This window comes from Microbacterium sp. bgisy189, from assembly GCF_057707225.1.
Genome location: NZ_JBYIPT010000001.1, coordinates 278,025 through 296,770, shown reverse-complemented (window position 1 = coordinate 296,770; position 18,746 = coordinate 278,025). Strand labels below are relative to the sequence as shown.

The 18,746-nt window shown below is 68.6% G+C and carries 20 protein-coding genes and 1 tRNA gene; 11 read left to right on the top strand and 10 right to left on the bottom strand.

What is annotated here, in order from left to right; all coding sequences use genetic code 11:
* Position 1: 1 nt before the first annotated feature.
* The 3 genes from ygfZ to AC3ENX_RS01480 form a co-directional block, all read right to left on the bottom strand.
* On the bottom strand, positions 2-1,078 hold the full coding sequence (gene ygfZ / locus AC3ENX_RS01490) for a CAF17-like 4Fe-4S cluster assembly/insertion protein YgfZ (RefSeq protein WP_434810074.1): 1,077 nt from the start codon (positions 1,076-1,078) through the stop codon (positions 2-4).
* Positions 1,079-1,083: 5 nt separating this feature from the next.
* The gene (locus tag AC3ENX_RS01485) at positions 1,084-1,689 is read right to left on the bottom strand and encodes a nitrobindin family protein (RefSeq protein WP_434810073.1); all 606 of its coding nucleotides are present in this window, start codon (positions 1,687-1,689) and stop codon (positions 1,084-1,086) included.
* A 169-nt stretch (positions 1,690-1,858) separates the two neighbouring features.
* On the bottom strand, positions 1,859-2,149 hold the full coding sequence (locus tag AC3ENX_RS01480) for a hypothetical protein (RefSeq protein WP_434810072.1): 291 nt from the start codon (positions 2,147-2,149) through the stop codon (positions 1,859-1,861).
* 101 nt (positions 2,150-2,250) lie between these two features.
* Here AC3ENX_RS01480 and AC3ENX_RS01475 point away from each other — a divergent pair, with 101 nt between their 5' ends.
* From AC3ENX_RS01475 to AC3ENX_RS01440, 8 genes are all read left to right on the top strand, one after another.
* Positions 2,251-2,961, top strand: a complete 711-nt coding sequence (locus AC3ENX_RS01475; protein ID WP_434810071.1) for a response regulator transcription factor — start codon at positions 2,251-2,253, stop codon at positions 2,959-2,961.
* A gap of 43 nt (positions 2,962-3,004) precedes the next feature.
* Entirely contained in the window at positions 3,005-5,173 is a 2,169-nt protein-coding gene (locus AC3ENX_RS01470) for an RNA degradosome polyphosphate kinase (RefSeq protein ID WP_434810070.1), read from the top strand.
* Positions 5,170-6,108, top strand: a complete 939-nt coding sequence (locus tag AC3ENX_RS01465; RefSeq protein WP_434810069.1) for an NUDIX hydrolase — start codon at positions 5,170-5,172, stop codon at positions 6,106-6,108. Before AC3ENX_RS01470 ends, AC3ENX_RS01465 begins: the two co-directional genes overlap by 4 nt.
* A gap of 138 nt (positions 6,109-6,246) precedes the next feature.
* Complete coding sequence (gene pstS, locus AC3ENX_RS01460; protein ID WP_434810068.1) at positions 6,247-7,362, top strand: phosphate ABC transporter substrate-binding protein PstS; 1,116 nt, start codon at positions 6,247-6,249, stop codon at positions 7,360-7,362.
* Between the two features lie 73 nt (positions 7,363-7,435).
* Positions 7,436-8,395 carry a phosphate ABC transporter permease subunit PstC gene (pstC, locus tag AC3ENX_RS01455; protein ID WP_434810067.1) on the top strand — a complete coding sequence of 320 codons (960 nt, stop codon included), beginning with the start codon at positions 7,436-7,438 and terminating at the stop codon, positions 8,393-8,395.
* A complete protein-coding gene (gene pstA, locus AC3ENX_RS01450) occupies positions 8,395-9,489 on the top strand; it encodes a phosphate ABC transporter permease PstA (protein ID WP_434810066.1) in 1,095 nt (364 codons plus the stop codon). The genes pstC and pstA overlap by 1 nt, the downstream gene beginning before the upstream one ends.
* A 43-nt stretch (positions 9,490-9,532) precedes the next feature.
* On the top strand, positions 9,533-10,312 hold the full coding sequence (pstB, locus tag AC3ENX_RS01445; RefSeq protein WP_434810065.1) for a phosphate ABC transporter ATP-binding protein PstB: 780 nt from the start codon (positions 9,533-9,535) through the stop codon (positions 10,310-10,312).
* A gap of 370 nt (positions 10,313-10,682) precedes the next feature.
* A complete protein-coding gene (locus AC3ENX_RS01440) occupies positions 10,683-11,777 on the top strand; it encodes a TerC family protein (RefSeq protein WP_434810064.1) in 1,095 nt (364 codons plus the stop codon).
* A gap of 48 nt (positions 11,778-11,825) precedes the next feature.
* Here AC3ENX_RS01440 and AC3ENX_RS01435 read toward each other — a convergent pair whose 3' ends face one another.
* Complete coding sequence (locus AC3ENX_RS01435; protein ID WP_488184903.1) at positions 11,826-12,359, bottom strand: hypothetical protein; 534 nt, start codon at positions 12,357-12,359, stop codon at positions 11,826-11,828.
* Here AC3ENX_RS01435 and AC3ENX_RS01430 point away from each other — a divergent pair.
* On the top strand, positions 12,333-13,073 hold the full coding sequence (locus tag AC3ENX_RS01430; protein WP_488184902.1) for a hypothetical protein: 741 nt from the start codon (positions 12,333-12,335) through the stop codon (positions 13,071-13,073). The two genes, AC3ENX_RS01435 and AC3ENX_RS01430, sit on opposite strands and share 27 nt — an antisense overlap.
* Before the next feature lie 156 nt (positions 13,074-13,229).
* Here AC3ENX_RS01430 and AC3ENX_RS01425 read toward each other — a convergent pair whose 3' ends face one another.
* The 5 genes from AC3ENX_RS01425 to sigK all read right to left on the bottom strand — a co-directional run bounded on the left by AC3ENX_RS01425 (position 13,230) and on the right by sigK (position 16,953).
* Positions 13,230-14,114 carry an aminodeoxychorismate lyase gene (locus tag AC3ENX_RS01425; protein ID WP_434810061.1) on the bottom strand — a complete coding sequence of 295 codons (885 nt, stop codon included), beginning with the start codon at positions 14,112-14,114 and terminating at the stop codon, positions 13,230-13,232.
* Positions 14,115-14,295: 181 nt separating this feature from the next.
* On the bottom strand, positions 14,296-14,934 hold the full coding sequence (locus AC3ENX_RS01420) for a DNA-directed RNA polymerase subunit beta (protein ID WP_434810060.1): 639 nt from the start codon (positions 14,932-14,934) through the stop codon (positions 14,296-14,298).
* Positions 14,931-15,512, bottom strand: coding sequence for an anti-sigma factor (locus AC3ENX_RS01415; RefSeq protein ID WP_434810059.1), 582 nt, complete (start codon positions 15,510-15,512; stop codon positions 14,931-14,933). Before AC3ENX_RS01415 ends, AC3ENX_RS01420 begins: the two co-directional genes overlap by 4 nt.
* 113 nt (positions 15,513-15,625) lie before the next feature.
* Positions 15,626-16,357 carry an anti-sigma factor gene (locus AC3ENX_RS01410; RefSeq protein ID WP_434810058.1) on the bottom strand — a complete coding sequence of 244 codons (732 nt, stop codon included), beginning with the start codon at positions 16,355-16,357 and terminating at the stop codon, positions 15,626-15,628.
* Positions 16,354-16,953 (bottom strand): ECF RNA polymerase sigma factor SigK, encoded by a 600-nt coding sequence (gene sigK / locus AC3ENX_RS01405; protein ID WP_434810057.1) that lies wholly within the window; start codon positions 16,951-16,953, stop codon positions 16,354-16,356. Before sigK ends, AC3ENX_RS01410 begins: the two co-directional genes overlap by 4 nt.
* Positions 16,954-17,064: 111 nt before the next feature.
* Here sigK and AC3ENX_RS01400 point away from each other — a divergent pair, with 111 nt between their 5' ends.
* Positions 17,065-17,724 (top strand): fasciclin domain-containing protein, encoded by a 660-nt coding sequence (locus tag AC3ENX_RS01400; protein WP_434810056.1) that lies wholly within the window; start codon positions 17,065-17,067, stop codon positions 17,722-17,724.
* A gap of 114 nt (positions 17,725-17,838) precedes the next feature.
* Positions 17,839-17,911 (top strand) — tRNA-Lys (locus AC3ENX_RS01395).
* An 8-nt stretch (positions 17,912-17,919) separates the two neighbouring features.
* Here the strand turns inward: AC3ENX_RS01395 and AC3ENX_RS01390 are convergent.
* Positions 17,920-18,669, bottom strand: coding sequence for an EI24 domain-containing protein (locus AC3ENX_RS01390; protein ID WP_434810055.1), 750 nt, complete (start codon positions 18,667-18,669; stop codon positions 17,920-17,922).
* Positions 18,670-18,746 lie beyond the last annotated feature (77 nt).

The window sequence follows — 18,746 nt, the reverse complement described above, 5'->3', positions numbered from 1 at the left end:
CTCACCGGCGGCGTGAGAGTCGCGGCATCCGTGGGATCGATGCCGTCCGGCCGGCGTCAGGCGGCACGATCTGCTCTTGGGCGGCGGCGACCTCACCCTCGCCGTCCAGGGCAACCGTCAGCGCGGCGTCGACCGGCACGGTGCGCTTGAGCAGTGCAAGCGCGATCGGCCCCTCTTCGAAATGGCGCGCCACCGAGGTGATGGCGCCGACGGCTTCGCCGTCGCGGCGGACTTCTGCACCCGGCGACGGAAGCTCAGCATCACTGCCGTCGAGGTGCAGCGCGGCAAGGCGACGGGGCGGGTGGCCGAGGTTGTGCACCTTGGCGACCGTCTCCTGCCCCCGGTAGCACCCCTTCTCGAGGTGGATGGCCGTTCGCAGCCAGTCAACCTCGTGCGGCAGCGTCCGTTCGTCTGCTTCAGCGGCGACGCGCGGACGCCATGCCGCGATCCGCAGCGCGTCGGCCGCGAGGCGCCCGGCGATCGACTCAGGCGCTCGTGACGCGGCGAGCACCTCATACGCGGATGCCGTGATCACCGCCTCCGACCAGTCGCGCTCGGCACCCGGGTGCGGGTCGGTGGCGGCGTAACCCCACCCTCCGGTGCGCACCGCGGGCCATGGATCCTGCCACACGGCGACCGCGTCGAGTGATGCGGTCGCGTCGGCCGTTCCGCCGATCACGCGATGAGCCGCCGACACGTCCTGCGGGTCGACGCGAAGTCGGAACCGCATGCGGGTGAGGAAGGTCAGCAGGCCCTCGGCGTCCGTCTCATCGACGATGAGCCACGTGCGGGTGCCGTCGTCGACGACGGCCGCGGCGTGCTCGACGTGACCGTGCGGATCGAGGACGAGCAATTCCGAACTCTCACCCGGCTGCAGCCGCGCGACGGCCTGCGACGTGATCGAGTCGAGCCACGTCAACCGGTCTTCACCGGCCACCGTCAGCACGCGTCGGTCGGACAGCGGCGCGACGGCGGTGCCTGCGGCAAGGGCGCGCTGCTCACGCATCGGCGAACCGAGGTGGACGAGCCCCACCTCATCGAAGACAGCGCCGGGGAGCGCGACGAACGCGTCTGCCACGATGCTCACTCCGCCCGGGCCAAGCGCGCAGACGCGTGCGACGCGAGCTCGCCGCCGAGCGCCGCGATGTCCCACGCCCACAACAGGTGCGCGTCGACCAGCCCGAACAACCGCGTCGCCGCTGCGTAGTGCTTGGCACCGGCGGTGCGGACGACCGCATCGGTGGCGAGGTCGATGCGCGGGCCCTTTACCTGACCGAGGTACAACTCGCTCACGCCGTCGGAGTGCACGAGCGAGACCTCGATATCGAACCCGCCGTCGGCGTTGCGCAGTGTCTCGACATCGTCGGCCGTGCGCGGCGCCGAGGCCTCGACCATCGCCGGCAACAGGCCGGGACCCGGGTCGTGGTCGGCGGACGGCCGCGCCAGCCGCCAGAAGCCAGTCTCGGCCACGAGAGGCGTTCGGGCCTCGCCGTCGCCGAGCAGCCAGGCGCCGGCGGAATAGTTCAGGAAGTCACCGCCGTCGTGACTGAAGCTCACACGATGCGCGAACTCGCCCGTGAAATGGTGACCACTGGCCTCGTAGTCGATGACCCCGGTGCCCTCCCAGACGCCCAGCAGCCATGACAGCGGAACGAGGTCCGCCGGCAGATCGGTCGGAATCTCGATCACGGTGCTCAGCGCTGGCCGCGGTAGAGGTTCTTGATCACCACGCCGGAGACGAAGAGGATCGCCAGCGACGCGAGGCCGAGGAGCCCAACGAAGAAGAGTTCGAGCGCGAACAGGTCCATGCCCCCCACTCTACGCCGCCCGCGGCACCCCGCGGCCCAGACCTCGCCGATCAGGCCGGGAACAGCGTGGCCAGCCCGAAGCCGATGCCGATGAACCCCATCACGGCGATCGCGCCGAGCACGCTCGCTGCGACGCGCTGGATGAATCCCTGCGACGTGCCGTAGGACAGCTGGATGCCGAAGGCGAGGAAGAAGCACGCACCCAACCCGAGCGGCATCCAGGCGGCGCGCCAGTCGGCGGGCGCGACCATGCCGATCACCAGCGCGAGCACAGCGGCTGCGACCCAGACGACGACGACACCGATGAAGGTGTTGCGCGGAGCGAGTTCGGGCAGGGCCATGCCTCCATTGTGACGTAAGCGAGCGCCCGCCGCGCGAAGCAGGCCGTCGGCGACGGCCTAGGATAGGGGCACGTTCGGCCATCCCGTGGAGGGATCCCCCTTTGGCGCAGCTCCTCGTTCTCAGTTCCGCTCCCAGCGGCGACTCCGTTCTGCCTGCGCTGGAGCTGCTGAGCCACCGTGTGCGCCAGATTCCCGCAGAGCCCGCGCAACTGGTCAACGCCCCCAACGCCGACGTCATCTTCCTCGACGCCCGCACCGACCTGGTCGGCGCGAAGTCGCTGTGCAAGATCCTCAACACGACCGGACTCGATGCCCCGCTCGTCCTCGTCGTCACCGAGGGCGGGCTCACGGCGGTCTCGACCGACTGGGGCATCGACGATGTCATCCTCGTCGGCGCCGGGCCCGCAGAGGTCGACGCCCGCATCCGTCTCGCGATCGGCCGTCAGAACGCGGAGCAGGTCTCGACCCGCATTCAGACCTCGGGCATCACGATCGACGAATCGTCGTACTCAGCGAAAGTGCACGGCAAGCCCCTCGACCTCACCTACAAGGAGTTCCAGCTGCTGCATTTCTTCGCGACCCACCCCTCCCGGGTGTTCACGCGCGAACAGCTGCTGAGCGAAGTATGGGGCTACGACTACTTCGGCGGCACCCGCACCGTCGACGTGCACGTGCGACGCCTGCGGGCGAAACTCGGCGACCTCGAACAGCTCATCGGCACGGTGCGCAACGTCGGCTATCGCTTCAACGTGTACGAGGACGACCAGGTACCCGAGCCGCAGGGCGCGCCGGCACCGTCGTCGCAGTCCTGACCGCGTTCACACACTCGTCACCTCACCCTGCAATGATGAGGGGATGATCGATACCGATGTCATCGACTCCGGTCTGGGCGACGCGGACGACGACGACTTCGATGAAGCCGTCGAAGCGCCCGACGCCCAGCTTCCCGAACACCGCTACCAGGATCGCGAGCTGAGCTGGCTCGCCTTCAACCAGCGTGTGCTCGAGCTCGCCGAGGACGAGACGCTTCCGGTGCTCGAGCGGGCCAACTTCCTGGCCATCTTCGCGAGCAACCTCGACGAGTTCTTCATGGTGCGCGTCGCGGGCCTCAAGCGTCGCATCGTGACCGGGCTCGCCGTCCCCACGAACGTCGGGCGTGCACCGCTGGACGTCCTCGGCGACATCTCCACCGAGGCGCATCGCCTGCAGCTTCGTCACGCGCGCGCCTGGGCTGACCAGGTGAAGCCCGCCATGACCGAATCCGGCATCGAAGTCGTCGGCTGGGACGATCTCAGCGACGACGAACGCAGCGACCTGTACGACTACTTCCAGGCGCAGGTGTTCCCGGTGCTCATGCCGCTCGCGGTCGACCCGGCGCACCCCTTCCCCTACATCTCGGGGCTGTCGCTGAACCTCGCGATCCGCATCCGCAACGCCAAGACGGGCCGGCAGGAATTCGCCCGCCTCAAAGTGCCGCCCATGCTCCCCCGCTTCGTCGAGGTGCCCGGCGGCGCCGCGCGGTCGCGTTACCTGCCGCTGGAATACCTCATCGCGAACCACCTCGGCGACCTGTTCCCCGGCATGGAGATCCTCGAGCACCACGCGTTCCGGCTCACCCGCAACGAGGACGTCGTGATCGAGGAGGACGAGACCGAGAACCTCATCCAGGCCCTCGAAGCAGAGCTGCTGCGGCGACGGTTCGGCCCGCCGATCCGCCTCGAGGTCACCGAGGACATGGACGACGTGACGCTCGAGCTGCTCATCGACGAGCTCGACATCACCGAGCAGGAGGTCTACCGCCTCCCCGGCCCGCTCGACCTGCGCGGCCTGTTCGACCTCGCCCGCATCGACCGCCCCGAGCTGCACTACCCGGCGCACGTGCCGTCGACCGCGCCGGCGTTCCAGCCCGCCGAGCAGAACGGTCGCGCCGACCTGTTCGCGGCGATCCGCAAGCACGACGTGCTCGTGCACCACCCGTACGAGTCGTTCACCACGAGCGTCGTGGCGTTCCTCGAGCAGGCCGCGAACGACCCGCACGTGCTCGCCATCAAGCAGACCCTCTACCGCACCTCCGGTGACAGCCCCATCGTGCAAGCGCTCATCGACGCGGCCGAGAAGGGCAAGCAGGTGCTCGCCCTCGTCGAGGTGAAAGCCCGGTTCGACGAAGCAGCCAACATCGTGTGGGCGCGCAAGCTCGAAAAGGCGGGTGTGCACGTCGTGTACGGCCTCGTGGGCCTGAAGACCCACTGCAAGCTGCTCCACGTGATCCGCGAAGAAGACGGCATGCTTCGCAGCTACAGCCACATCGGCACCGGCAACTACAACCCCAAGACCAGCCGTCTCTACGAGGACTTCGGCCTGTTCACCGCCGACGAGCAGGTTGGGCGCGACCTCACCCGTCTGTTCAACGAACTGAGCGGCTACGCGATCGAGAAGAAGTTCAAGCGCCTGCTCGTCGCGCCACTGCACCTGCGCAAGGGACTGCTGCGCCACATCGACGCCGAGCGTCGCCACGCACTCGACGGAAAGCCGGCCCACATCCGCATCAAGGTCAACTCGATGGTCGACGAGCAGATCATCGATGCGCTGTACCGTGCCAGCCAGGCGGGCGTCCGGGTCGACGTGTGGGTGCGCGGTATCTGCTCACTGAAGACCGGCATCCCCGGGGTGAGCGAGAACATCACGGTGCGTTCCATTCTCGGGCGCTACCTCGAGCACTCGCGCATCTTCGCGTTCGGAGCCGACGAGGACGCCAACGTCTACATCGGCAGCGCCGACATGATGCACCGCAACCTCGACCGCCGCGTCGAAGCACTGGTGCGCGTGAGCGATCCCGTGCACAAAAAGGAACTGCTGGACCTCTTCGACCTCGCGATGAGCGACGACACGAGTTCATGGCGCCTCGGCGCCGAGGGCGAGTGGACCCGTCACAGCACGGATGCCGCAGGCAAGGCACTCGTCGACATCCAGGAGAAGACGATGAACGCGGTGCAGCGGCGCCGTCGGGCGCGGGCGGTGCGATGACCGACACCGCCGTCTACGCCGCGGGCGGCGTCGTCTGGCGCATGGTCGAGGGAAAGCTGCACATCCTCGCCATCCACCGCACCGCCTATGCCGACGTCACCCTGCCCAAGGGAAAGGTCGACCCGGGTGAGACGCTCGCCGAGACGGCCGTGCGGGAGATCTTCGAAGAGACCGGCATCCGGGGCGCGCTGGGCGTGCCGGTGGGCGTCTCGCGGTATCGTCTGCCGGGCAAGAAGCAGAAGATCGTCCACTACTGGGCCGTCGAAGCGACCGACGATGCGATCCGCGCGTCGGCGTTCGTGCCCAACAAAGAGATCGCGGCGCTGGAGTGGATGACCGCCAAGAAGGCACGCGCGCAGTTGAGCTATCCGGTGGACGTCGAGATCCTCGACGCGTTCCTGCGCCTCGTCGACGACGGTGTGCTCGAGACGTTCCCCATCGTCGTCCTGCGGCACGCCAAAGCGACCGCGCGCGAGGACTGGGACGGCGAAGACGCCGCGCGCCCCCTCACCGGGCGCGGCACGAAGCAGGCCGCCGCACTCGTCGGCCCACTGCAGGCGTTCGGGGTGCGAAAGATCATCACGAGCGACGCCGTCCGATGCGTCACCACCGTCACCCCGTTCGCGGCGGCGCAGGGGCGCAGCCTCACCCGCACGCCACACCTGGGCCAGGACGCGTGGGAGGCAGGCGACGGCGACGTGCGCGCCATCGTCGGCAAGCGCGTGCGGGCACGCAAACCCGCCGTGCTGTGCAGCCACGGACCGGTGCTGCCCGACATCCTCGCCGAGCTGGCGCTCGCCACCGGCACGATGCGCGGGTCATACCTCGGCAGCGCGTCCGCCCTGCCCGTCGGCGCCTTCTCTGTGGTGCACCTGTCGGCCACCAACCCCGGTTCGGGGATCGTGTCGATCGAGACCCACGAACCCAAGATCTGACCGATCAACGCCGCCCCAGCGGGATCGAAGCCGTTCACCTTCCGTTCACCCGGACAGCGCACTCTGGTAAGAGTCGATGTCTACCGTCATGGCGAGCCCTGCACCAAGGGCATGACCCTGACACCCGAAGGAATTCACGTGAAGCTCACCCGCATCGCCCAGTTGGGCGCTGTCACCGCCGTCGCTGCGCTCGCCCTCACCGCTTGCGCCGCGAATGAGCCCACCGGCAACACGAACACCGACCCCGCCACGGACACGACCGAGACGCTGTCCGGTGAGATCGCCGGCTCCGGCGCCTCGTCGCAGGAAGTGGCCGTGCAGGCATGGACTGCCGGCTTCCAGACCGCCAACTCCGGCGTCACCATCGCCTACGACCCGGCCGGCTCCGGCGCGGGCCGCGAGTCCTTCCAGGCCGGTGCCGTCGCCTTCGCGGGCTCTGACCGCGCCTTCAAGACCGAAGAGCTCGAGGCCGGGTTCGCCGGCTGCGTCGAGGGCTCGGGCATCATCGAGCTGCCGACCTACATCTCGCCGATCGCGGTCATCTTCAACATCGAGGGCGTCGACTCGCTCAACCTCGACGCCGACACGCTCGCGAAGCTGTTCGCCGGCGAGATCGCCAACTGGAACGACCCGGCGATCGCCGCGCTGAACGAGGGCGTCGAGCTGCCGGACCTGGCCGTGAACCCGGTCCACCGCGCCGACGACTCCGGCACCACCGAGAACTTCACCGACTACCTGTTCCAGGCAGCGCCTGACGCATGGACGAGTGAGCCCGACGGCGTCTGGCCGTTCTCCAGCGGCGAGGCTGCACAGGGCACGTCGGGGGTCGTCTCGGCCGTCTCCGGTGGCAACGGCACGATCGGCTACGCCGACGCGTCGCGCGCCGCCGAGGAGGGCCTGTCGACCGCCGCCATCCAGGTCGGTGAGGAGTTCGTGTCGTACTCGCCCGAGGCCGCAGCGGCGATCGTGGACGCCTCGGCATTCGAAGAGGGCCGCGGCGAGGGTGACCTCGCCATCGAGCTCGACCGCACCTCGACCGAGTCCGGCGTCTACCCCATCGTCCTCGTGAGCTACATGATCGCCTGCGAGGAGTACCAGGACGCATCGGTTGCCCCCATCGTCAAGGGCTACCTCGAGTACATCGCCAGCGCCGAAGGCCAGGACGCCGCCGCCGCCGCGGCCGGCAACGCGCCGATCTCGGACACGCTGCGCGAGAAGGTCAACGCCGCGATCGAGCTCATCGTCGCAGAGTGACCCCACGCCGCCCGGCGCGACCCTCGAGTCGCGCCGGGCGGCCTCTGCATCATCCACACGAAATCAGGGACGCATGACCACCACGACCACGTCGGCCCCGAAGGCCGAGCAGGCCGCCAAGCCCCCACAGCGCCTGGGGGACAAGTGGTTCTCCGGTACCGCGCTGGCGGCCGGGACCATGATCCTCGTGACGCTCGCCGCCGTCGCCATCTTCCTGGTCGTCCAGTCCATTCCTGGCCTGGGTGCGACGAGTGAGACCGCATCGCTGCTGTCGTCCAACTTCTGGGACTACGTGTGGCCTCTCGCGTTCGGCACGATCTGGGCGTCGTTCCTCGCGCTGCTGATGGCGGTGCCGCTCTCCGTGAGCGTCGCGCTGTTCATCTCGCACTACGCGCCGCGCCGGCTCGCCCAGGGCCTCGGCTACATCGTCGACCTGCTTGCAGCGGTCCCGTCGGTCGTCTTCGGTCTGTGGGGCATTCTCGTGCTTGCCCCTGCCGTTCAGCCCGTCTACTCGTGGTTCGTCGAGCACGCCGGCTGGTTCCCGCTCTTCGCGGGCCCCGTCTCTTCGACCGGCCGCACCATCTTCACGGCGGCGATGGTCCTCGCGGTCATGATCGTTCCGATCATCACCGCCATCTGTCGCGAGATCTTCCTGCAGACACCGCGCCTCCACGAAGAAGCAGCCCTTGCGCTGGGCGCGACCCGCTGGGAAATGATCCGGATGGCCGTCTTCCCCTTCGGTCGTTCCGGCATCGTGTCCGCATCGATGCTGGGCCTCGGTCGCGCCCTCGGCGAGACCATGGCAGTCGCCATGGTGCTGTCGGCCACCGGCGTCGTGACACTGCGCCTGTTCACGCCCGAGAACCCGAGCACGATCCCGGCCAACATCGCCCTCACCTTCCCTGAGGCGTACGGCACCAACATCAACGTCCTCATCGCGACCGGTCTCATCCTGTTCGTCGTGACCTTCGCGGTAAACGCGGTCGCACGCTGGATCGTCAGCCGCCGCAAGGAATTCTCGGGAGCCAACTGATGACTGCCACGATCGCTCCCTCGCCTTCGGCGAAGCGCCAGGCGCAGCGACTGACGAGCGGACGCCTGCCCGGCTGGGCGCCGTGGGCCCTCCTCGGCGGCTCCGCAGTGGTCTCGGCTCTGCTGTTCGCGCTCGTCGCGGTCTCCGCGGGTGCCGCGTTCAACCCCGGCGGCTGGGCCGTTGTGACCGGTGCGCTCTACCTCGTGCTGATCACGGTGATCTCACGCATCGTCGAGGGCGGCCGCAAGGCCACTGACCGGCTCGTCACCGGTGTCGTCGCGATCGCCTTCGCGATCGCGATGGTTCCGCTGGTGTCGGTGGCCATCACGGTGGTGTCGAACGGCGTCGCCGGTATCTCGGCGGAGTTCTTCTCCCACTCGATGCGCAACGTCGTCGGCGAGGGCGGCGGCGCGCTCCACGCCATCACGGGCACGCTGCTGATCACCCTCGCAGCCGCCATCATCTCCATCCCGATCGGGATCTTCACTGCGATCTACCTGATCGAGTACGGCAACGGCAACCGCATCGCCCGGGGCATCACGTTCCTCGTGGACGTCATGACCGGCATCCCCTCTATCGTTGCCGGACTGTTCGCGTTCGCGCTGTTCGCGCTCTTCTTCGGCCCGGGGGCCCGGATGGGCATCATGGGCGCAGTGGCACTCTCCGTGCTCATGATCCCGGTCGTGGTGCGGTCCACCGAAGAGATGCTGCGGCTGGTCCCGAACGAGTTGCGCGAGGCGGCGTACGCACTGGGCGTCCCCAAGTGGCGCACCATCGCCAAGGTCGTGTTGCCCACCTCGATCGCCGGCATCACGACCGGCGTCATGCTCTCGATCGCACGTGTGATCGGCGAAACGGCGCCCCTGCTGATCACCGCAGGTGTCGCGACCTCGATGAACTACAACCTGTTCGAGGGGCGCATGGCCTCACTGCCCGTTTTCGTTTACTCCCAGTACATGAACCAGGGCATCCCCGCATCCGCCTACGTCGACCGCGCCTGGGCCGGCGCACTCGTCCTCATCCTCATCGTCATGGTGCTGAACCTCGTCGCGAGAATCATCGCGAAGGTCTTCGCCCCCAAGACGGGCCGCTGAACCGGCTCGCAAACGCTTTCCGCAGAACCCGAAGGAACACCAGATGTCCAAGAGCATCGAAGTCAACGACCTCCACGTCTACTACGGCGACTTCCTCGCCGTCGAAGGCGTTTCGCTCCAGATCGAGCCCCGCAGCGTGACGGCGTTCATCGGCCCGTCCGGCTGCGGAAAGTCGACCTTCCTGCGCACGCTGAACCGCATGCACGAGGTGATTCCGGGTGCGTACGTGCAGGGTGAGGTACTGCTCGACGGCGAGAACCTGTACGGCGCCGGTGTGGATCCCGTGCTGGTTCGCAGTCAGGTCGGCATGGTCTTCCAGCGCCCCAATCCGTTCCCGACGATGTCGATCAAGGAGAACGTGCTCGCCGGCGTCCGCCTGAACAACAAGAAGATCTCCAAGTCCGATGCCGATGCGCTGGTCGAGCGTTCACTGCGAGGCGCGAACCTGTGGAACGAGGTCAAGGACCGTCTCGACAAGCCCGGCTCCGGACTCTCGGGCGGGCAGCAGCAGCGCCTGTGCATCGCGCGTGCGATCGCGGTCTCGCCGCAGGTGTTGCTGATGGATGAGCCCTGCTCGGCCCTCGACCCGATCTCGACGTACGCGATCGAAGAGCTGATCGAAGAGCTGAAGCAGGACTACACGATCGTCATCGTGACCCACAACATGCAGCAGGCATCGCGCGTGTCCGACCGCACGGCCTTCTTCAACATCGCCGGCACCGGAAAGCCCGGCAAGCTCATCGAGTTCGACGACACGAAGACGATCTTCACGACCCCGTCGGTGCGGGCCACCGAAGACTACGTCTCCGGCCGCTTCGGCTGAGTTCGAACGAGCGCCGCCCCTCTCGCCCCTCTCGCCCCTCCCGCTTCTGGCGCTTCTCGTGCGAGCACAGCTGCGGGGATTTTGGTCGACGCGCCGGAAGGTGGCCGGCATCCATGGCGTGTCATCGAGAATCCCCGGAGTTGTGCACGCCCGTCGGCTTTCGCAGGCGCGTAGCTGGGAATCTCCGCGCGTATCCTCAATTCGATTTGTGCGGAACGTATGAGATCTGTTTCACTCATTCACGGAGGGGAGTACCCCCACACCCGCGCGTCATCGTCATGACGAGCCGCCATCGGCTCCGGTGACGCGGGATCGGCCAAAGGCCGGTCTGGGAGAGACCTCCTGATTTCGACCAATCAGGAGATCCCCCATGGACGCACCTCTGTGGCTCTGGCTCGCCGTGATCAGCGGCATCCTCGTGATGCTCGCCATCGACCTCGTCGCGCACCGCAAGGCGCACGTCATCAGCGTGAAGGAGGCCGCCGCCTGGTCGGCCGTCTGGGTCGCGCTCGGCGTCGGCTTCGGCGCGTGGCTGTGGGCGACCTACGGCGCCGAGATCGGCCAGCAGTATTACGCCGGCTACCTCATCGAGAAGTCGCTCGCCGTCGACAACGTCTTCGTCTGGGCGATCATTTTCAGCTTCTTCGCCGTGCCGCGCGAGCTGCAGCACCGCGTGCTGTTTCTCGGCGTGCTCGGCGCGCTCGTCTTTCGCGGCATCTTCATCGCCGCCGGCGCCGTGCTGATCGACCAGTTCTCGTGGATTCTCTACCTGTTCGCCGCGTTCCTGCTCTACACGGGCTACCGGATGATCCGCACCCGCAACGAGCACATCGACGTCGAGAACTCGAAGGTGCTGAAGACCTTCCGCCGCTTCGTGCCGATGACTGACGCGTACCACGGGCAGAAGTTCCTCATCCGCCGCGCCGGCATCATCGTCGCCACCCCGCTGCTGGCGGTGCTCGTGCTCGTCGAGATCACCGACATCATCTTCGCCGTCGACTCGATTCCCGCCATCTTCGGTGTGACCAGCGAACCGTTCATCGTGTTCACGGCCAACGCCTTCGCGATCCTCGGCCTGCGCGCCATGTACTTCCTGCTCGCCGACCTGATTCACCGCTTCACCTACCTGAAGCTGGGCCTCGCGTTCGTGCTCATCTGGGTCGGCATTAAGATGCTGCTGCTCGACGTCTACAAGATCCCGACCTCGGTGTCGCTCGCGGTCGTTGCCGTCATCATCACCGTGTCGATCGTCGCGAGCCTGCGGGCCACCCGCGGGCAGGAGCGCCACGCGATCGAGCTCGAAGGTGCCCCGCCGTTCCGCCAGGCGACCCCGGAGGAGCTTGCGAGTGCCGAGCCGGTGTGGGGACGACGCGGTCGCGAGGCAAAGGCCCGGGCGCGGGCCGCGGCAGCCGACGACGGCGACGGCGCCCCCGCGGGCGACAAGCAGCCGACTACGACCAACTAGCCGAGCGCGAGAGCGCCGCGACCTGCCCCGGGCCGCGGCGCTCTCCCCTCACCACCCGAAGCGGGCGGCGATGACGTCAGCGGCCCTGCTCGGAAACTCGGGCCAGCCCGGCTCAAGCTCGCGGCGCATCAGCGCGAACAGGGCTCGCGCCGCTGGCTCGACCGGCTGCGCGACCGCCTCGGCGAGCGCCGCCGCCGGCCCCGGCAGCACGCGCTCGAGGCGCCGAGTCGGCTCGAGGATGTCGCGCAGCGGCTCATCGGGGTCGAGCAGCCGACCGCGCAACGCCCGCACCAGGTGCTGCAGCGCCCAGGTGCGCACGAACAGTCCGCCGCTGACCACCTCGCCGCGGCGGTCGCGACCCACACCGATGCGCAGCTTGATGAGCGCGAGGCCCGCCTCGAGCGCCGGGTCGATCGCGATACTCGCGGCGGCCCGCGCCTGCGACTCGTCAATCAGCGTCGCAACAGTGCCCGCCTCGTCGTCGACGGTCACGGTGGTGAGTCCCGCGAGCGCCCTCTCGAGCTCTGCGGGGTGCGCGGCGGCGAACTCGAGCAGGTGCCCGTCCTCGTACAGCACCACCACGCCCGCGCCCCCCTCGGGCAGCGCGAGCACAATGTCTTCCTGCCGCGGCAGCCACGACAGATCGGCCCGCTGCGTGCATCCGGATTGTCACGCCGCCGCCTGGCTGACGAACTCGCCGCGGGGAGCCTCGTCAGGGCGCGGCGCGGCGTCTATGTCGCTGAAGGCGCGTGCGAAGACCTGCGTGCTGCCGCGATGCACGGAGGCGTGCTCGCGTGCACGTCCGCCGCGCGCCATCTCGGCCTGTGGGTGCTCGGCGATGAGCGTACGCACGTCTGGATGCGCGGCGGAGGGTACCGATACGCGCATCCTGGATGCCGATGCGTCGAGCACTGGGATGCATCCGACCTGCCGCGTCTCACCCAGCCGGACGTACCACGGGTGCTTCGGCAGATTCTGGTCTGCGATGGCGTGGAAGCGTTCTTCGTCGCCCTGGAGTCAGCGCTGCGCCAGGGGATGCTGACGACCGCGGCGCGCCGATGGCTCGAGCACCACGTCAACGAGGAGGGTCGCGACGCCATCGGGTTCGCGAGAGACGATGCGGACAGCGGACTCGAATCCCTTCTGCGCTGGCGGCTGCGCCGATACGGCCTCACGGTGCGCACACAGGTCGACGTGTTCGGTGTCGGCTGCGTCGACGCGCTGATCGACTACGCCCTGGTCCTGCACGACTGGCCCGCGGTCGAAGCAGCCATCCTCGCCGCACTCCAAGACTGACCGCACGGCGCTCGCTCGCATCCACGCCACGTCCCGCGCGTGCACAACTGCGGGGATTCTGGCTGACACCCCGCGGCGGCGGCCGGGTATCCGGCGTGCCGCCGAAGATCCCCGCAGTTGTGCACGGCGGGCGACAGGTCCGTCGTCTCGTTCGAGTCAGTCGCGCGGACTCAGCAGGTAGTCGTTGAGCGAAGCGGTGAACGCGGCATCCATCGGGATCTCGTTCGCGTCGATCGCGACGACCGGCGCCGCCAGGCGGACGGACGAGACGAGCCAGGCTCCGTCGACCGCAGACAGGTCGGATGCCGGAATCGTATCGTACGCCACCTCGAAGCCGCGCGACTCGAGGTGGTCGAACAGACTCAACTGCGTCGTGCCGTGCAAGATGCCGCCGTTCGGCGCCGGCGTGACGAACGTGTCGCCGCGCCGCAGGATGAGCGACGCCGTCGGCGCCTCGAGCACGAACCCGTCGCTCGAGACGAAGACCGCATCGTCGGCGCCCCGAGACTTCGCTTCGCGGATCGCTGCCATGTTCACGGCGTACGAGAGCGTCTTCGCGCCCAGCAGCAGCCACGGCGCCCTCGCGGGCACGTCGATCGCGTAGCCGCGGTCGAGTGTGACGACACGGATGCCGTCACGCCGCGCAGCCGCGAAGTCGGACGCTTCAGCGGCCGTGACCCATGCCGTCGGGGCGGGGCCATGCTCGACGCCTCGACTCAGGATGAGCTTGATGACCGCCTCGCCGGCGCCGCATGCTGCGGCTGCGTCGGTGACCGCCTGCCGCCACTGCTCCAGGTGCGGGGTCGGCAGGTCGCACAGTTTCGCGGAGTGCGCGAGGCGTTCAAGGTGCGCCTGCACCTCCTGCGGGTGCCCGTCGACGACGCCGATCGATTCGAAGATGCCGTCGCCGCGCTGCGTGCTGAGCTCTCCGACGGTCAACGCGGGCGCGGACGGGTCGATCACCGTGAAGGTGTCGGCGAAGTCGGTGCGGTCGTCTTCGACTGCCACGGGATCGATCATGAGCGCGAAACGCCAAGCCATGAGCAGAGCCTACGCCGGGAATACCGCCGCGGCGGGCTCCGTTAGACTTGAGCGTGCCGGGCCGCAGCAAACCCCGGGCTCCAACTTCTGCCGCTGCGAGCGGCCTCGCGCCGAGAGGCGTTTCTGCGGCCCGGCACTTTCTTTGCCGCGAGTATTGCAGCGAGCCCGCGCAGGTGACCGATCAGGCCAGTGCGTCGCGGCGCCAGAGGCCCGCGCACGCCGAGAGGTCTTCTGCGTAGGTCGACAACCGCAGGGCGCGTGTGGTCAGCACGCTCGCGCGCTCGGGTTCGGTGTCGTCGTAGTCGTCGGCGAGGTCGGCGGCGCCCGATGCCTGCACACGGCAGAAGGATGCCGCACGATCCAGCGCGACCGCGAAGTCCCCCTCGAAGACACCCCGCAGGATCGTGTCGATCAGCTGCACCAGTTCGTCCGGGCCCGCCGGATTCGGCGCGCCGGCTACCAGGTCATCGGCCGATGCGACCGCGTCCCTGCCCCGCTCGTACAGCAGGGCGGAGGTACGTGCATCGTCGTGGATCATCAGTTGCAGCAGGTACAGCCGCCACAGCGCGCCCGGCAGCGACCGCGCCGGGGATCGCGACCACAGTTCGGCGATCGTGTCGATGCCGTGGGCATCGGTGAAGCCGACCAGGCGTTCGAGCACGTCATCCGACGGCTCCGTGCGAACGCGCGTGAGCAGGGCGGATGCCGTCGCGTGCGCGACTCGCGAAACCTCGGCGGGATCCTCTGCGGCGAACGCCCGATCGAACGTCTCGCCCGGGCGCCGGACCGGCTTGTGGAAGTCCCGGGATGCTGAGCTCACCCGTCCAGGGTATCTTCCTCGGCGGGCTCGTCCTCGCCGGTCGCGCTGTCGATCGAGATGAGCACCTCCCCCTCGGGCGCACCTGACGACAGGCCGGCGGACGCCTCGGTCGTCACCTGCAGCACATCGCCCTCCTGCCAGACGGCGTCGAGTTCGACGGTGGCGGAGCCCGCTTCGGCGCCTGACGCGGTCTTGAAGGCGCCGACCTGGCGGGGCGTCTCCTCCGTGAAGTACCAGGCCGCGAACTCCTCGCCGTCGCCGAGTTCCGGAAGCCCCTTCACGGTCAGCACGGCCCGGTCGAGCGACTCGGACCAGTACACCGTGCCCTCGGGGCCGCCCTGGGTCTCGGCGGGCTGCTCCCTGGCATCCGATGCCGCCTGGATCTCGGCCAGCGCCACCTCGGATTCGGGCGTCGCGAACTGATTCGCGATCATGCCCGCACCCCATCCCAGTCCGATCAGCACGATCGCGGACACGACCGCGATCGCGATGTTGCGGGTCCAGTTGCGGTGCTGGATGGTCTGCAGCGCCTCGGTCGACGGCGCTGGTTCCGTCGGGCGTGCCGGAGTCTCGTCCACGGGTTCCTCCTCGTCGCGGGACGCCATCCAGCATGCCCCATCCGAGAGGGATGCGGGAGCGCAGCGCGCTCAGGCAGGCTCGGCAGCGCGTTCCGACAGTCTGCGCAGGTCGCTCAGGCGGTCTCGATCGCCATGATCGGATCGCTCGTCGGGACGCCGTCGGGAGCACCGCCGGCCGGCTCGACCGTGACGGCGATGAGGTCTCCGGCGTGCATCTCGCCCTCCAGCAGCGCGGTCGCCGCACCGTCCCGCGCCGCGAACGTACCCGCGGAAATCGCGGCACCGTCGCGGACGAACCACAGTTCGAACGTCTGATCGTCGCGGAGCACGGGCAGCCCGTCCGTGACGAGGACGGCGTCGCCCACGGACTCCGACCAGTGCAGGGTCGCCTCACCGTCTCCCATGTCGACGGTCGCTTCTCGCGCGTCATCGGAGGCTTCGATCGCCGTCAGGGCGGTCATGGCGGGGTCTGCCGCCAACCGGTCGATGAGGGTGCCGGCGCCCCAACCGATGCCGACGAGCAGCGCGAGCGAGGCGGCGAGCGCGAAGGCGATGCGCCGCCACCTACGGGTGGGCGGTGCGGACTGCGCAGGCTCGGGAGCGTCCCGGTTCGCTTCCTGCGGGAGGTCACCGATCGCGGCGAGCAGACGGTCTCGGACGGCCGGCGGAGGGGTCTGCTCGACGACGGCATCGCCCAGGCGCCCCGCAGTGTCGAGGTCGATCTCGACGTTCCGCTCCCACTCGGGATGCTGCTCCCTCGCGATGCGGAACGTCTGTGCATCGTCGGGCGACAACGAACCGAGCGCGAATCCGGCTGAGAGCACGCGGAATTCCTCTTCGTTCACGATGTCACCCCCATTTCGGTGCGCAGGCGACGCAGTCCGTCGCGCATTCTCGTCTTGATCGTCCCCAGTGGTGCTCCCACGAGCGCCGCTATCTCACTCTGGCTGTAACCGCCGTAATACGCGAGCGTGAGCGCTTCACGCTGCGCCTCCGGCAACACGGTGAGGGCCTGCGCCACGCGCCTCCCCTCGATCCGCAGTTCGACCGCCTCGGCGACCGATTCGACCGGGGTGTTGAGCTCTCGCATCCCCACGCGCACGTCGCGGTCTCGGCCCGACTGCGCGGACCGCACCCTGTCGACGGCTCGACGGTGCGCGATCGTCAGCACCCACGATCGTCCTTGCCCCTTATTCGGAGCGAACTTGGATGCGGATTGCCACACCTCGAGGAAGACCTCCTGCAGCACTTCTTCGCTCTGCGATCGATCGCCGAGTACCCGGAGGATGAGTCCGAACACGCGGGACGACAGCATGTCGTAGAGCCCCGCGAACGCCTGCTGGTCGCCGTCGGCAATGCGAACGAGGAGGTCGGCCGCGTGATCGCTCGCGGGCCCGTCCTCCGGTACGTCCACCCCGTCGATGACCATCCGTCCTAGCATGCCGCATGTGGGCGCAGAACCGGCATCCGCGAATCAATCCCATCCGATCCGTCAGGTGCTCCGAAGTACGTGTCGAGGCCGCAACCGCGGCACGTCACCCAGGAGGACATCATGCTCACGACCCGCAAGACCACAGCCGCACTGACGCTGATGCTGGCAGGCGCCTTCGCCTTCTCGGCATGCTCGTCGGGAACGTCCACGACTCCCGAGGAGTCGACCGAGCCCAGCGCTCCCTCGATGGAAGAGACCACCGAACCCGACACGATGGACCCGATGGCGAACCTCGTCGGCCCCGGTTGCGCCGACTACGCCGAAGCGGTGCCGGACGGTGCCGGATCGGTCGAAGGCATGGCGATGGACCCGGTCGCGACGGCCGCGTCGAACAACCCGCTGCTCACGACCCTCGTCGCGGCGGTGAGCGGCCAGCTCAACCCCGACGTCGACCTGGTCGACACGCTCAACGGCGGCGAGTTCACGGTCTTCGCACCGGTCGACGACGCCTTCGCGAAGCTCGACGAGGCGACGATCGAAGCGGTCTCGACCGACGCCGACCTGCTGACCTCGGTGCTCACGTATCACGTTGTCGAGGGCCAGATCGCTCCCGCCGACATCGCCGGGATGCAGACGACGCTCAACGGCGCCGACGTTGAGGTGTCCGGTTCTGGCGACGAGTGGATGGTCAACGACGCCAACGTCATCTGCGGTGGCGTGCAGACCGCCAACGCGACCGTCTACCTCATCGACACGGTGCTGATGCCGCCGGCAGAGTGACAGACGGCCCGGGCTGGGTGCCCGGGATGTGGGGACGACGAGGCCGCCGACGTGCATGAGCGTCGGCGGCCTCGTCGCGTTCCGGGGTCCGCACGCCGGTAGGCTGGATGCCGCGGGCCTCTAGCTCAGTCGGTAGAGCATCGGACTTTTAATCCGCGGGTCGTGGGTTCGAGCCCCACGGGGCCCACCGCATCGTCACCTTCCCGGGTGACCGATTCTGCCCTCCGCCAGCAGCGAGCGCGCCAGGAGAGTCGACCCGGCAACAGCGGCCGGCATCGACGCGACGGCGCCGAACGGCACCAGAACGCACAGCTGCGTCGCAACCCCGAATCCGAGCACGCGCGCACGGTGCCGGCGGCGCAGCGCTCGGCGCTCGGCACCGCCCAGTCCCCGCGCCGTGAACGCCCGCGAGGTGAGTTCGTCGGCAAGCAGCCAACCGGTGAAGGCGACCGCGAACACCGTGCTGAGCAGGCCACCGACGACCGGCACGAGGCCGACCAGCACGGCGAGGACGGCGACGAGGATGCCCCGCAGGAACAACGACAGCGCATCGGCGCCGGCACGCCAGAACCCGTACTCGACCTCGAACTCCCGGTCGCCGTGCTCGGCCTCGACCGACCGCCAGATGCGCTCGTAGAACGGCTCACCGACCATGAGCGTGACGGTGGTGAACAGCACGACGCCGAGCACGATCGCCACCCCCAGCAGCGCCGCGCCGATCGCGACGCGCAGTGCGCCGGCCCAGAACTCCGGCCACGCCGACGTGGACGCGGTGAACGCCTCGGTGATGCCGGGCAGCGAGATCACGAGCGTGACGAGCCCGGCGAGCAGCACAAGCCCCACGATGAACGCGGGGATCAGCCCGAACGCCATAAGGCCCGGGCGATGCCGCCGATGCCCGAACCCGCGCAACAGCAGGCCTGCACCTCGCAAGAACTCACGCATCGCTCCAGCGTAGATCGACGTGAACGCCGGCCTCATGGACACCGCATAGCCGACGCAGGTCGGGCGCACCAGCCCCG

Coding starts and splice junctions, on each gene's coding strand:
- sigK (WP_434810057.1), bottom strand. CDS start 16,953: ATGCTAGGACGGATGGTCATCGACGGGGTGGACGTACCGGAGGACGGG.
- AC3ENX_RS01440 (WP_434810064.1), top strand. CDS start 10,683: ATGGACGCACCTCTGTGGCTCTGGCTCGCCGTGATCAGCGGCATCCTC.
- AC3ENX_RS01470 (WP_434810070.1), top strand. CDS start 3,005: ATGATCGATACCGATGTCATCGACTCCGGTCTGGGCGACGCGGACGAC.
- AC3ENX_RS01465 (WP_434810069.1), top strand. CDS start 5,170: ATGACCGACACCGCCGTCTACGCCGCGGGCGGCGTCGTCTGGCGCATG.
- AC3ENX_RS01390 (WP_434810055.1), bottom strand. CDS start 18,669: ATGCGTGAGTTCTTGCGAGGTGCAGGCCTGCTGTTGCGCGGGTTCGGG.
- pstC (WP_434810067.1), top strand. CDS start 7,436: ATGACCACCACGACCACGTCGGCCCCGAAGGCCGAGCAGGCCGCCAAG.
- AC3ENX_RS01400 (WP_434810056.1), top strand. CDS start 17,065: ATGCTCACGACCCGCAAGACCACAGCCGCACTGACGCTGATGCTGGCA.
- AC3ENX_RS01425 (WP_434810061.1), bottom strand. CDS start 14,114: ATGGCTTGGCGTTTCGCGCTCATGATCGATCCCGTGGCAGTCGAAGAC.
- AC3ENX_RS01480 (WP_434810072.1), bottom strand. CDS start 2,149: ATGGCCCTGCCCGAACTCGCTCCGCGCAACACCTTCATCGGTGTCGTC.
- pstA (WP_434810066.1), top strand. CDS start 8,395: ATGACTGCCACGATCGCTCCCTCGCCTTCGGCGAAGCGCCAGGCGCAG.
- pstB (WP_434810065.1), top strand. CDS start 9,533: ATGTCCAAGAGCATCGAAGTCAACGACCTCCACGTCTACTACGGCGAC.